Annotated in this window: 13 protein-coding genes, 4 tRNA genes and 1 pseudogene; 8 read left to right on the forward strand and 10 right to left on the reverse strand. The window is 49.1% G+C overall.

Annotated elements, in window-relative coordinates; all coding sequences use genetic code 11:
* Positions 1-7: 7 nt before the first annotated feature.
* The 8 genes from cheA to cspE all read right to left on the reverse strand — a co-directional run bounded on the left by cheA (position 8) and on the right by cspE (position 8,362).
* On the reverse strand, positions 8-2,080 hold the full coding sequence (gene cheA / locus N7387_RS14970) for a chemotaxis protein CheA (protein ID WP_279800002.1): 2,073 nt from the start codon (positions 2,078-2,080) through the stop codon (positions 8-10).
* 76 nt (positions 2,081-2,156) lie between these two features.
* On the reverse strand, positions 2,157-3,158 hold the full coding sequence (gene motB, locus N7387_RS14975; protein WP_279800004.1) for a flagellar motor protein MotB: 1,002 nt from the start codon (positions 3,156-3,158) through the stop codon (positions 2,157-2,159).
* Between the two features lie 7 nt (positions 3,159-3,165).
* Positions 3,166-4,053 (reverse strand): flagellar motor stator protein MotA, encoded by an 888-nt coding sequence (motA, locus tag N7387_RS14980; RefSeq protein ID WP_107679415.1) that lies wholly within the window; start codon positions 4,051-4,053, stop codon positions 3,166-3,168.
* Positions 4,054-4,152: 99 nt separating this feature from the next.
* Positions 4,153-4,734, reverse strand: coding sequence for a flagellar transcriptional regulator FlhC (gene flhC, locus N7387_RS14985; RefSeq protein ID WP_025152169.1), 582 nt, complete (start codon positions 4,732-4,734; stop codon positions 4,153-4,155).
* A 5-nt stretch (positions 4,735-4,739) separates the two neighbouring features.
* Entirely contained in the window at positions 4,740-5,093 is a 354-nt protein-coding gene (gene flhD, locus N7387_RS14990) for a flagellar transcriptional regulator FlhD (RefSeq protein WP_025152168.1), read from the reverse strand.
* A gap of 1,714 nt (positions 5,094-6,807) precedes the next feature.
* Complete coding sequence (locus N7387_RS14995) at positions 6,808-7,503, reverse strand: MgtC family protein (RefSeq protein ID WP_025152167.1); 696 nt, start codon at positions 7,501-7,503, stop codon at positions 6,808-6,810.
* 348 nt (positions 7,504-7,851) lie between these two features.
* Positions 7,852-8,046, reverse strand: a complete 195-nt coding sequence (gene dsrB, locus N7387_RS15000; protein ID WP_025152166.1) for a protein DsrB — start codon at positions 8,044-8,046, stop codon at positions 7,852-7,854.
* Positions 8,047-8,149: 103 nt separating this feature from the next.
* Positions 8,150-8,362: a transcription antiterminator/RNA stability regulator CspE gene (gene cspE / locus N7387_RS15005; protein ID WP_004240014.1), complete on the reverse strand. Its 213-nt coding sequence runs from the start codon at positions 8,360-8,362 to the stop codon at positions 8,150-8,152.
* Positions 8,363-8,822: 460 nt separating this feature from the next.
* On the opposite strand from cspE, the gene N7387_RS15010 reads away from it, so the two are divergent.
* The 5 genes from N7387_RS15010 to N7387_RS15030 all read left to right on the forward strand — a co-directional run bounded on the left by N7387_RS15010 (position 8,823) and on the right by N7387_RS15030 (position 10,480).
* Positions 8,823-9,332, forward strand: a complete 510-nt coding sequence (locus N7387_RS15010) for a YlaC family protein (RefSeq protein ID WP_279800011.1) — start codon at positions 8,823-8,825, stop codon at positions 9,330-9,332.
* A gap of 129 nt (positions 9,333-9,461) precedes the next feature.
* A tRNA-Asn gene (locus tag N7387_RS15015) sits at positions 9,462-9,537 on the forward strand.
* Positions 9,538-9,785: 248 nt separating this feature from the next.
* A tRNA-Asn gene (locus N7387_RS15020) sits at positions 9,786-9,861 on the forward strand.
* A 241-nt stretch (positions 9,862-10,102) separates the two neighbouring features.
* Positions 10,103-10,178: transfer RNA gene (locus N7387_RS15025), tRNA-Asn, on the forward strand.
* Positions 10,179-10,404: 226 nt separating this feature from the next.
* Positions 10,405-10,480, forward strand: a tRNA-Asn gene (locus tag N7387_RS15030).
* A 48-nt stretch (positions 10,481-10,528) separates the two neighbouring features.
* Here the strand turns inward: N7387_RS15030 and N7387_RS15035 are convergent.
* Positions 10,529-10,831 (reverse strand): helix-turn-helix domain-containing protein, encoded by a 303-nt coding sequence (locus N7387_RS15035; RefSeq protein WP_262858767.1) that lies wholly within the window; start codon positions 10,829-10,831, stop codon positions 10,529-10,531.
* A gap of 2 nt (positions 10,832-10,833) precedes the next feature.
* Positions 10,834-11,187 (reverse strand): type II toxin-antitoxin system RelE/ParE family toxin, encoded by a 354-nt coding sequence (locus N7387_RS15040; protein ID WP_186724241.1) that lies wholly within the window; start codon positions 11,185-11,187, stop codon positions 10,834-10,836.
* 164 nt (positions 11,188-11,351) lie between these two features.
* Here N7387_RS15040 and pyrC point away from each other — a divergent pair, with 164 nt between their 5' ends.
* The 3 genes and pseudogenes from pyrC to N7387_RS15055 all read left to right on the forward strand — a co-directional run.
* Positions 11,352-12,404 carry a dihydroorotase gene (gene pyrC, locus N7387_RS15045; protein ID WP_279800016.1) on the forward strand — a complete coding sequence of 351 codons (1,053 nt, stop codon included), beginning with the start codon at positions 11,352-11,354 and terminating at the stop codon, positions 12,402-12,404.
* Between the two features lie 235 nt (positions 12,405-12,639).
* Positions 12,640-12,897 (forward strand): biofilm formation regulator BssS, encoded by a 258-nt coding sequence (gene bssS / locus N7387_RS15050; RefSeq protein ID WP_004236879.1) that lies wholly within the window; start codon positions 12,640-12,642, stop codon positions 12,895-12,897.
* Between the two features lie 167 nt (positions 12,898-13,064).
* Positions 13,065-13,493 (forward strand): annotated as a pseudogene (locus N7387_RS15055) (hypothetical protein); the annotation flags it as partial.

Below are 13,493 nucleotides of genomic sequence, written 5' to 3' on the forward strand. Positions count from 1 at the left end.
CCTTTGTTTATTGCATCACAACGTGTGACGTGTTCAGTTTCTTTTGGCACAAAATTTCGTTGTTCATCCGCTGTAATTCCGCCACATCAATAATCAGTGCAACAGAACCATCGCCCATAATGGTGGCGGCAGAGATCCCCGGGATTTTGCGGTAATTACTTTCCACATTTTTCACCACCACCTGCTGCTGTCCGATCAGTCTGTCCACCAGCAGGGCGTAACGGTTACCGGCGTTCTGTACAATCAGGGCGATACTTTTCGCCAGATCACGCTCCGCCTCTTCAATGCCGAAGACCTGATGCATTTCCACCAGCGGCAGATATTCTCCCCGCACCAGCAGCATTTTTTCCTCACCGGCAAGGCGGTAAATGTCTTCCTGGCGCGGCTGAAGTGTGCTGATAATGGCACTGAGCGGAACAATAAAGACATCATCCGCCACTTTGACGGACATACCGTCGAGAATAGCCAGGGTCAGCGGCAGCAGGATCCGGGTCACGGTACCGCGCCCTTCGGTGAAACCAATCTGAATACGACCGCCCATGTCCTGAATGTTACGTTTCACCACATCCATACCCACACCACGTCCTGACACATCGGTGATCACTTCGGCGGTGGAGAAACCCGGCGCCATAATCAGCATCGCGATTTCATCGTTGGTCATGTTGTCGTGCACATCCATGCCCTGCTGGCGTGCCTTGGCCAGGATCCGTTCCCGGTTCAGACCGGCCCCGTCATCCCGCACTTCAATGCAGATATTGCCGCTCTGATGTTCCGCCGCCAGCGTCAGTGTTCCGGATTCCGGTTTGCCGTTTGCGGCACGGACGTCCGGTTTCTCAATACCGTGATCGAGACTGTTACGCACCAGGTGGGTCAGCGGGTCGATAATCCGCTCGATCAGGCTCTTATCGAGTTCTGTCGAACTGCCTTCCACTTTCAGCTCGATTTTCTTATTCAGTTTTGAGGCGATATCGCGCACCATGCGCGGGAAGCGGCTGAAGACATAATCCATCGGCATCATACGGATAGACATGACAGATTCCTGCAACGCCCGCGAGTTACGCTCCAGCTGGACAATCGAACTGAGCAGATCCGCATATTCGGTCTGATCCACCTGCTGACTGTGCTGGGTCAGCATTGACTGAATAATCACCAGTTCACCAACGAGGTTGATCAGCTGATCCACCTTCTCCACCGCCACACGGATACTGCCGCTGTCACCTTTGTTTTTCACCGCCGCTGCCGGTGCTTTACGGGTTGCCGGGGCAGATGACGGCGCGGCTGCCGGTACCGGTGCGGAAACCGTCGTACTGACCGTTTCCGCTGCCGGCTCTGCCGGGGTGCTGTCTGCTGCCAGCATGGCGCTTAATTCTGCTGCCGGGGTTTCCTCATACGCAATCTGCGATTCATCCACCACAAAGCAGAGCACGCCGCTGATATCATCAATTGCGGTATTGGTGCCCAGCCAGACTTTCAGTGTATCGGTGCCCTGTTCGGTTTTATATACCGTGCCGAACAGTGACAACTCATCAGCCAGCAGAGCGACCTCGCTCTCCTTTAACTTACTGAGTGTAAACGTGAAATGATGTGAAAAACCGGTTTCCGGTGCTGTGCTGTTCTCTTCTGACGCGGCAGTAATTTCTGCAGTTTCACTGACCGGTTCCGGTGCCGTGGTTTCCGTGACAACAGCGGCATCCGCCACACTCTGCTCCACATGCCCCAGCACTTCACAGATACGGTTAAAACTTTCTTCATCCGGCAGTGTGTCACTCTTATAGGCATCCAGCTGTGAGCCCATCACATCTTTGGTATCAAGGAAGACATCAATGATATCCGGCGTCAGCGTCAGCTCATCATGGCGGGCTTTATCAAGCAGGTTTTCCAGGGTGTGTGTGGTTTTCTGCAACAGCGTGAATCCGAATGTTGCCGCACCACCTTTAATGGAGTGCGCGCTGCGGAAGATAGCATTGAGCTGTTCACTGTCCGGATCCCGGGGATCAAGCTCCAGCAGGTGCTGTTCCATATCCCGGAGCAGCTCGTCGGCTTCATCGAAGAACGTTTGATAAAACTCGGTTATATCCATCGCGGTTATCCAATTTTTTTCTTGTGTTACGGCTGACAGATACTGCCGGCAATCCGGCAGTATCTGTCCATCCTGTTTATTGTGTTGTCTCTGCCGCCGCAGCGCTGTTCTGCGGCGGTGTCTGATCCGGTACCGCCGGTTCCGGCACCCTTTCCGGCGGGATCGCCGGCGGAGCCGGTATCCCGGTATGCGGTGCCGGTAGCTGCTTCAGCTGCTGTAAATCGGTAATGGGAACAGCCCCCTCATACTCATGAAGAATATTTTCCATCTCTGACTCATTCAGAACGATGATGCTTATGCGGCGGTTCACCGGCGCAAGCCCGTCGTTTTTATCCAGATGGATAGAGGATGCCATGCCGACCACCCGCAGAATTTTATCTTCGGCCATACCACCGCGTACCAGTTCACGGCGCGAGGCATTGGCGCGTTCAGCAGACAGCTCCCAGTTGCTGTAATTGCCGCCGTTGGCATACGGCAGGTCATCAGTGTGTCCGGAAATACTGATACGGTTCGGTACGTCATTGAGGATCGGTGCGATAGCGCGCAGAATGTCCCGCATATACGGCTCAACATGGGTGGAGCCGACCATAAACATCGGGCGGTTGGCACTGTCGACAATCTGGATGCGCAGCCCGTCATCGGTGGTATCAATCAGCAGATGCGGTTTCAGTTCATTCAGACGCGGGTCTTTGAGAATGGCCTGCTCCAGATCCTGTTTCAGTTTCTCAAAACGACCGGCTTCATCCTGTCCCTGCTCCTCCTGCATGCTGTCCGGGTCCGGCAGGGTATCACCGTCTTTATAAATGATATCTTTGCCACCGCCCGGAATCGGGTTGGTGGCATCCCCGGTTTTTGTTCCCGGATTAATGGCGGTTTTCAGCGGCGTGCGGAAATATTCCGCGATCTGCGTCAGCTCCTGCGGGCTGGAGATAGAAATCAGCCACATCACCAGGAAGAACGCCATCATGGCGGTCATAAAGTCAGCGTAAGCAATCTTCCATGACCCGCCGTGTCCGCCGCCGTGCCCGTGACCGCCCCGCTTTTTGACGCGGATAACATGCGTATTGCCCGGTTTCATTGTCGGTTTACTCCCCGTCCTGTGCTTCGGTACGGTGGCTGACTTTTACTTCACGGACTTTGTCTTCCAGCTCGGTAAAGGACGGACGATCGGCGCTGAACAGGACTTTACGCCCGAATTCAACCGCAATTTGCGGCGGATAACCCTGTAAAGAGGAAAGGAAAGTGACTTTGATGCATTCCAGCATTTTCAGCTGTTCACCGCTGCGCAGGCGGATCAGTGACGCCAGCGGCAGAATAAAGCCGTATGCAACGAGAATACCGAGGAATGTCCCGACCATGGCATGGGCAATCAGCGCCCCCAGCTCACCGGCCGGACGGTCAGCGGAACCCAGCGCATTCACCACCCCGAGAACGGCGGCAACAATACCGAATGCCGGCATGGAATCCCCGACCATATTCAGGCCGGAAGCAGGCACTTCGCTCTCCTGGCGGAAGGTTTCCAGCTCTTCATCCATCAGGGCTTCGATTTCATGGCTTTGCAGGTTACTGGTGATCATCAGACGCAGATAATCCACCAGGAACATCAGTGCGGTCTGATCTTTAAGAATGCGCGGGTACTGGGAAAAAATATCGCTCTCCTGCGGATTTTCGATATCTTTTTCCAGGGCAAGCAGCCCCTGCTGGCGGGATTTATTAAGAAGCTGGAACAACAGCGCCATCAAATCCATTGACATCGCTTTGTTGTAGGAGGAGCGCCGGAACAGACGCGGCAGCACTTTACCCAGGGCAACAATGGATTTCCCGCTGTTACCGACGACAAATGCACCAAAACCGGCACCTAAAATAATAACAAATTCAGCGGGTTGATAAAGTGCGCCCATATGGCCGCCAACCATCAGATAGCCGCCGATGACCGTGCCCGTAACAATGATGTATCCGATGAGTATTAACACACTATTCCCTTTAACTCAGTTAGGTATCGGATGGCTGTCAAAGGGAATTTTAAGGAAAGACAGGCAAAACGGGTTTGCCTGTTTACCAACTCAATCCGGTCACATTACCGCTTTGGCAATGCCATCCTCTCGATATAGCGTAATATCGGCGGGAAGCGCGGAAAGTTTACGTTTTTTTATTGCCCGTGACGGCGGCTGGCACAAACTGCAGGTAAAGCTGTTTTCGGGGATATGGGCGTAGGTGATAAATGACCCGCTGCAGCAACTGCAGACAGAACGCTGCAGCATACCGCTCTCCACAAAACGCACCAGCGTCCAGGCACGGGTCAGTGCCAGCAGCGGCTCTTCACCGGGAACCGGCGGACACTGCTCCAGGTAGAGCCGGTACGCCTTTACTATCACATCAACACCGGAGCACTGTCCGCTGTTCATCAGAAACTCGTAAGCGTTATAAAACATGGAGGCATGAATATTTTGCTCCCATGTCATAAACCAGTCGGTGGAAAACGGCAGCATGCCTTTCGGGGGCGGGCATCCGCGCAGCTCTTTGTACAGACGGATCAGGCGTCCGCGGCTGATTTGTGTTTCACTTTCCAACATCTGAAGACGAGCACCCAGAGAGATTAATTCCATCGCGAGACGGATATCCTGAGCCTCTTTGATGATACTTTTTTCGGCCATGATACTTATCTTTTTCTTGCGTGTGAGTCAGTGCCAGCCGCGCCGTGTGTTTGCAGCAGGCGGGTTGACAGTAAAATTCCGGTATGAACCTGTTGTAATTCATCCACGCGGGAATCACGTGTGAGTTTTTCAATGGTATCGCTGCTTTCAAATCTGAACTGACAGATTAGCTGGTTGGTTTCCGCTAATTTGACCAATTGAGAGAGCGTGAGATTTGCTAACGTAGTTGCCATTGCATCGTTAATGCCTAAGCGGAACATGGCAGAAGCTTTTTCCTGAGCAATAAGTTTTTGGGCTAACAGCAGGTATGAGAGGTTAATATCATAAATATGCTTCAGAAAATCAGTCGTCTGGCTCATTTTTTTTCCTTTCCGAATATCAGCAGCATCAAAGTACAGCAGAAACTATCTCCGGCGCTGTGTGATACCGGAGATCCTGTTTTACGTAATGTTATAAATACCGGAGAAGCTCATTCCATTGTTTACTGCCAATCCATATAAATATCCGGCATGCGTGCGAAACACACAAAAGTAAACTTAAATTAAATGCATATCAGGAATACCTGTAAACAATAAAAGTAACGATTAAAATCAGCATCAGCTTATTTAATGTCTGAATCATCTTATATCATTTATAGACGTTATTTATTATGCACCACAAATTTAACTATTCAAGCCACTGATGTTTGTTTTTGGCTGATAAAGACAAACATCCCCGCATGCATTAGTACAATTTTACTATTAATTATATTTTGTCTCACCATATCCCAAATACTCACCGCACTTATAACTCCCATAAGCTAAATGCCAATAATCTTCAGGTAAATATGACTCAAAATGTGTGTGTCTCAAGTCCATTGCACCAATCACATAATGTGAGGACATATATTGATCCGGATCAATGTGTTTTATTAGGAAACTCCGTCCTGCACCATTCAGAATGAGAATACATGGCAAAAATAGCGGTATAAAACACTTTTTTTCCACCGTGATGGTGATATAACGTGCGATTTAGTCCTTTTTTGCACGGTTTATGATAAGGATATAACAAAGTGTAACGACGGGTATGACATGATACCCCTGCGGATCAATGTTTAGTTATTTTTAATAAAAAATAGCCATTCAGAACAGGGAAACATAAAATTATCTAATGTTGAGGCAGGTTATTTATTCAGCAGGAAAACAACTGAAGATTAAATGAATTTAATTTATTTTTCTGATTTTCTATTCTCGCTCCTCTTTATTGCTTATTAAAAATAATGTCTCTTTCTTTTTATATGCTCACTTATTTGTCTTTACGGAGCGGATAAGGTTATGTATATACGTCCGCGGGTACTTTTATAAACTCAGCGACCTCTCTGATACGCTGGTTACTGTTCTGAAAAACGCATTGATACCCTGCTGTCACCAAAATGACATCATGCCATCACAATCCCGGTATTTTCCTATTAGCACAGTCGTTAATTAAATGTAGCATTGCTTCGGGCGGTCATGTGTGAAGTAATACCCCCAAATATAGTAACTTATAGTTACTATATACTTTTTTTTTTACAAATTAGAAGTGTACTGTGGCTGAGTACGAATTTTGAGTAATCATTTCAGGCTATCCTGCCCGGCAGAACAGTGCATTTTATTCCCCGGCGCTGAAGACCGGTAAGCAGATCAAAATTTGCGATTTCGCGCTTTTTATACTGACACCGGCTGATAGCAGGAATGTTGCCGGATTGTGACTGCCATCACGTTTAATTGCTCTTTTTCTGAAAACTTTCTTAAATCCGGGCCGATACTGATAACAGTAATCATGCTCTCCACCCCGGGAGCCCGCTTTACGACCATAAAAAATTCGTTGTAGTGTGACACGGAAAAGGCACTTTCCATCACGCGGAAAACTGAGAATTTGGTGCTTTATTCTTAAAATGAGTAAAAAACATCTCATCTTTCCCATCAAAAAATATCACTAAATATAAATATTCTGTTGATACCCAGAATAAAGCCGGTGGATGAGCCACCGGCACAAACCTTAAGACTTTATTAAAATAATGCTGCTGTTCGCTGAACAGCGTACAGAAAATCCTCAGACGGGCAGTTCAGACGCAATCATCCAGTTGACCGCACTGACACTTCTTTCCAGACTGACCCGGCAGACAATACCTTCTATCTCCTTTTGCTCCGCCGGTGTGGCCCGGACTTCCGCACACACTTCCAGCTTTCCGCCGGACGTATCCGCACTGCTGAGTGAATGCAACCTGACATGTGAACCATTCAGCGCCTGGAGGATCACCGTTCTGACCAGAATCTCATCTTTTTCATTGCAGACGGCACGGATTTTATAGTCCTGCACCAGATCCGTGGCGTGAATAACCGGCCGGGCATTGATGCGCTGCGCCGCTTCCCGCAGCAAAATATTGGCACATAAGATAACCAGTGCCGCCGTCACTGCCGGACCGAATTCGCCCAGCCCGCACAACACACCAATACCGGCTGAGCACCATAACGTTGCAGCGGTATTCAGTCCGCGGATATTCATGCCTTCACGCATAATCACCCCGGCTCCGAGAAAACCGATCCCGGAAACCACCTGTGCGGCAATGCGCCCCGGGCTATCCGGTGATGTGGTCACTGAACTTAATATAAATACAGCGGCACCAACGGCTACCAGCGCATTGGTACGCAGACCGGCCATCCGCTGACGCCACTGACGCTCAGCGCCGATCAGTGCGCCAAGAGCCAGCGCCGCCAGTAAATTGAGTAAATAAGGAATTGCAAACATAGTAACCTCCACCCGAAAGACGCCATGGCGTCAGGTGTTAACAGCAGAAAACGTAAAAATAACTGAAAATTCTGCTCAGTAACCGGGAGGAAAGAGTGCGTGAGAAACAATAAACATACTGCATACCTGTTGCAGTGATACGACCGGGAACCGGTGGATCATCTGTATCAATCAAAAAGTGCAGTACCGCAGAGAGGTGCTGCCCGCCATTATCATTCCGGCAGACAGTTTCAGAAGAGAAAGGTGTGCCGGATCAGTTAATTGAGTTATAACTGTGACTGTCCAAATCCGGGTCCTCTGTTCAGAAAAGATGCGCGGAGTATAGGATGTCCGCGAAAATATGTAAAGTCAGAAATCATTTTTCGGCGTGATAAATACCCCGTCCCCGCCCTCTTTTTCATTAAAAAACCAAATCCCCTCCGGATATTCCGGCAATGCCACCAGGTACATCACCCCTTCACTAAACGGTTCGATCAGTAATATCCGGCCTTCGCGGGGCTCTTCTGCATCCGTTTTAACATAAACCGTGTCGTTAATCTGCATAAACCCGCTCCCGGTGATCACAATAAGGTGATAAGCATAAATATCAGATATAAAAAAAGCCCGCCACTTACGCGGCAGGCTTGGAATTCGGTTTGGCTATATCTTACAGCGGAGTTACGTTAGCTGCAGCCGGGCCTTTAGCACCATTCTCGATGGTGAATTCTACTTGCTGGCCTTCGCCCAGGGTTTTGAAACCTGCGCCCTGAATGGCAGAGAAGTGAACGAAAACATCTTTGCTGCCATCAGCTGGAGTGATGAAACCAAAGCCTTTAGATTCGTTGAACCACTTAACTTGACCTTTCATTTTGTCAGACATGTGACTTTCCTATATATAAATAAATGCATTGCCATTTTGGCAGGTACTGGCCGGAAGCAAAAACTAAATGGAGGCACACAGCATATGAAACGGTCAAAGGCTATCCTGGATAACACTCAACTTAAACGCTCAAACTCAGTTGTCATACATAAAGCTGCTCTTTTTAGGGCCGCAAACATTAACTCATGAGTAGGGATGAATAGCAACTGATTTATTACCGTGAATTTTAAAAAAAGTGAAAGCGCTCATATTTATGCATTTTTGTTTGTCTGATTGCCTGCAATTTCAGCGTATTGAACGGATAAACACACCTGCCTTAAGCCGAATAAGACTATTCTTAATAACCCCTGCACCATAACAGTTCCCCCTCACAAACCCTGTAACTGTTCTGCGCGGTTGTATGCCTGACATGTTAATATAATGTATCAGAACAGTCAGCAGACCTGCGGAGGTCATTTATATGGATGTCGTCAGAACACTTATTACCGGCGCCCTTGATAATATTAATCAGCGTGAGAAACGGGACGGAAAACCCCGCTTCAGCAGTCATTTTATCCGCACCTATCCTTATTTATGTCTGGCGATGGTGGTGTCCTATCTTGTGCTGGGTGTTCTTATTTATTACGCACCCTACTTCGGTTTTTACTGGCTGATCGGTTTCAGTGCCCTGTTTCTGGTAATGGCGGCGGTTCTGCTGTTTGAGGTCAAACCGGTTTACCGCTTTTCGGATATAGGTGTCCTGGATTTGCGGGTGTGCTATAACGGCGAATGGTTTGTCAGTGAAGCAGTGCCTCCGGAAACCCTGGCGGTATTACTTGACCACCCGCAGGTCAGTGAATCACTGAAACAGGATGTCCGCCATATGACAGAAACAAAAGGTACCGTGTCATTTTATGATCTGCATCTGATGGCGTATCCGGAAGCACATCCGGAGAAACCACGCTCTCACTGGATGAAAGGCGCGGCTTAAGCCACTGTTTATGCCTGTTTTTTATTCATCCGGGTTACTTGCTGAGCAAACAGGATAAAATTATCTTTTTCCCGTTGACACAACCGGGGCACCCCGTTAATATGTGCCTCGTTCCCACGGGAACTCGCTTCCTCCATAGTTCAGTCGGTAGAACGGCGGACTGTTAATCCGTATGTCGCTGGTTCAAGTCCAGCTGGAGGAGCCAGATTCAAGAGCCCGCTCACTGAGCGGGCTTTTTCGTTTCTGCCCGCCGGAAACCGGAACCGCCCCTTCCTGCACGAAAGCCATTAAACTATTCAGACAGCACCGGACACGACTTACAGAACAGCAGAATCCATACTGTTTCAGCCGCAATTGCTCAAGCCTTCGCCAGTCAGTCATTTTTTTGCATTTTGCCCTTTACAAGCTGCCGCAGGATAGCTATGATTCACCCCGTTCTCACGAGAACGCAATTCCTCCATAGTTCAGTCGGTAGAACGGCGGACTGTTAATCCGTATGTCGCTGGTTCAAGTCCAGCTGGAGGAGCCAAATTTAAAAGCCTGCTCACTGAGCAGGCTTTTTTCATTTCCGCTGTTTCATTCTTCCGTACTGCCCTTTTTATCGTCCGGCGAATAAAAAAACCGGATTATATCTGTTAACCCTGTGATTTTGATGATTATTCCGCCGATGTGCTCATAAGTGCGGCAAACAGATCACAATCACTGATTTTCGCTTTGACAATCCGTTCTGACCACATTACTATGCATCCCGTTCTCACAGAGAACACGCTTCCTCCATAGTTCAGTCGGTAGAACGGCGGACTGTTAATCCGTATGTCGCTGGTTCAAGTCCAGCTGGAGGAGCCATATTTAAGAGCCCGCTCACTGAGCGGGCTTTTTCGTTTCTGCCAGACGGCAATTTCTGTTTGCCCGTTTTTATTTTTTCTGACTGACTGATTTACAGGAAAAATTAAACTTTTTCGCTGCTATTTTCCGCAAAGTGATCACAAACAAAGCGAACGATTCAAAAAGTCATTTTTCATTTTGACAAACACGCCCCGCCGCACTACTATGCACCCCGCGTTGAAGATGTTCCTCCATAGTTCAGTCGGTAGAACGGCGGACTGTTAATCCGTATGTCGCTGGTTCGAGTCCAGCTGGAGGAGCCAACGTTTACCTCTCCTTTTATTTCTCTGTTTTATCCGTACTATCCTGTATCAGACCCTGAACATATAATGCGTGCCGTCCGGCAGCTCAACATCAATATTCAGTTTTCCGCCGATGGCATCCACATAGCGTCTCAGCGTGGATAATTTGACATCACGCCCCGGTTTTTCCATCCCGGCGACCGTCGGCTGTTTGATCCCCAGCGCCTGTGCCATTTCCACCTGTGTTTTGTTCACTTTCTCCCGCAGTTCCGCCAGATGGATATTCAGCAGGATCTCCTCCGCCTGAACCCGTGCAGCCGCTGCGACTTCCGGCTTTTCCTCAGCCAGCAGTTGTCTGAGTGACTTTCCCATTGTTAACTCCTGTTTTCCGGCCTGTTCAGCCATTCTGTATACTCACGGTCAGCCTGCGGGATCATCTGCATATAAAAACGTTTTTCATTACCGGTTTTATACCCCGCGCACAGCAAAACACCTCTTCTCTCAGGGTCGAATGCAAAAAATGCCCGTATCGGTTGTCCCCTGCTCTGTATACGTAACTCTTTCATATTCGTATACCGGGAACCTTTTACGGTATCTGCATACGGCCTTGGTAAGCCGGGCCCCCGCTTCTCCAATACCAGCATCGCTGCCAGTATTGCTGCGCGATCTCCGTCATCCTGCCCGGCAAACCACGCTGCAAAATTATCTGTTGTCACTATCTTCCACACGTTATGTCCTTATAATATAGATCAGATGCTATATAGGTGCAAAGCAATAAGTAACACAGAAACGCAAATTAACATGGTATTTACCGGCAAATCGTTCTATCATTCTTTTCCGGCTTATGGCACCCGCCATCAGGTTATCCTTTACTTATTTCGGAGCCGGTTCAATGACTCATCCTGTTACTTCCCTGAAAATCCGCCGCCCTGACGACTGGCATATCCATTTCCGTGATGGGGCAATGCTCGGTACTGTTGTGCCTTTCACCAGTGCGTTTTTCGGGCGCGCTATTGTGATGCCGAACCTGGTTCCGCCGGTCACCACCACCGATGCCGCCATTGCGTACCGCGAACGCATCCTGGCCGCCGTTCCGCAGGGGCATGATTTCACCCCGCTGATGACCTGCTATCTGACCGATAATGCCGACCCGGCAGAGATTGAACGCGGTTTCCGCGAAGGTGTGTTTACGGCCTGTAAACTGTATCCGGCGAATGCGACCACCAACTCCGCACACGGCGTGTCAGATATCCGCAATATTTATCCGGTGCTGGAGATGATGTCACGCAACGGTATGCCGCTGCTGGTACACGGTGAAGTCACACATGCCGATATTGATATTTTCGACCGCGAAGCCCGCTTTATTGATGATGTGATGATCCCGCTGCGCCGTGATTTCCCGGCACTGAAAGTGGTGTTCGAGCATATCACCACCAAAGAAGCCGCCCAGTATGTGCTGGACGGGGATGATAATGTCGCCGCCACACTGACACCACAGCATCTGATGTTTAACCGTAACCATATGCTGGTCGGCGGTGTGCGTCCGCATCTGTTCTGCCTGCCGATCCTGAAACGCAATGTGCATCAGGAAGCGTTGCGTCAGGCGGTAGCCGGCGGCTGTAAACGGTTCTTTCTCGGCACGGACAGTGCCCCGCATGCCCGTCACCGCAAAGAGTCCGCCTGCGGCTGCGCCGGGGTGTTCAATGCGCCGACCGCACTGGCCGCGTATGCCACGGTATTTGAGGAGCTTAACGCACTGGCGCACTTTGAGGCGTTCTGTTCACTGAACGGCCCGGCGTTTTATGGTCTGCCGGTCAATGACGGCTTTATCGAATTAACCCGCCGGGACGTGATCATCCCGGAAACCATTAACGGCGCAGAGGATATTTTAGTGCCTTTCCTGGCCGGCACTGATGCCCGCTGGGATGTTAAAACCTGTTGTTAAACACAATAAATCAGGTGTAAATACGTAGTCATTTGGTGCAATAAGGCGAAAAACGGCTTATTGCACGACTATGATGTTCAGAGAAGACTATTTTGCCGTTTTTTGCATAATAAAAGTCTGATCCCCCCCTTTTTACTTTTCAAAAAGACCTTATACTGATATGACCCGTTGTTAACGGGACGTTAGCTCTTAGTCAGAGATACTCAGCCATCTTGCCGTATGATTAGGAGGTTCCATGAACGATAAAAAAACCGTTATCCAGACTCATCCGGTTATCGGATGGGATATCAGTACCGTCGATAGTTACGACGCCATGATGCTGCGCCTGCATTATCTGCAGGATCAGTCCCAGTCTCCCGAACATGCAGAAGTGGATAAAACCATGTGGCTGACGACCGATGTCGCCCGCCAGTTGATTGACATACTTCAGGCCGGTATCGATAAAATTGAATCCGGTGAATATTATAATCAGTCAGACAATATCAGACACTGACACACAAAGACTGCACAAGAGGGACACCATTTGGTGTCCTTTGTGTTTTCTGCGGGCTTATTGCAAAAACTGAATACGTATCATGTTTTTTACCGACAGACATTTTTTTTTGATGATGATAAATAAGGGAGTCTTAACAGCCGGTTACAGATCAGAAACGGACGCATATGCCACCTGTAAACACACTAACCACCGCCTCATCAGCTAACATAACCCCGGTATACCGGGATAATCCAAACCCGGAAGACCCGGATATCTGGTTTGATGCCATCGATTACGTTGAAATGGAAGAGATCTGGTTTGAGGGAGCTGAAGCCTTTACCCCTTATAAAGACCATCATACCGATCCATCGTTTTCTGCCGGAGACGCGGCAGATTCACGGGTTCCCTTCACGGAAGACTGCCGCCGGTGTGTGCAGCAGCTTGTCCGTACCCTGGGCGAATACGGAGAGAACAAAATACTTTCTGTCTGCCTTTCTGAAATACTTCCGGGAACGCCGGCCCCTGTCATTATCGCAGCAAACAATCTGTATACTGCGGTTACTGAACGACGGAATATTGATACCGCAGTACTGCATGCCCTCGGACTGGTATCG

Origin of the sequence: Morganella sp. GD04133, from assembly GCF_029835375.1 — a bacterium.
In the GTDB taxonomy this organism is placed as follows: domain Bacteria; phylum Pseudomonadota; class Gammaproteobacteria; order Enterobacterales; family Enterobacteriaceae; genus Morganella; species Morganella morganii_B.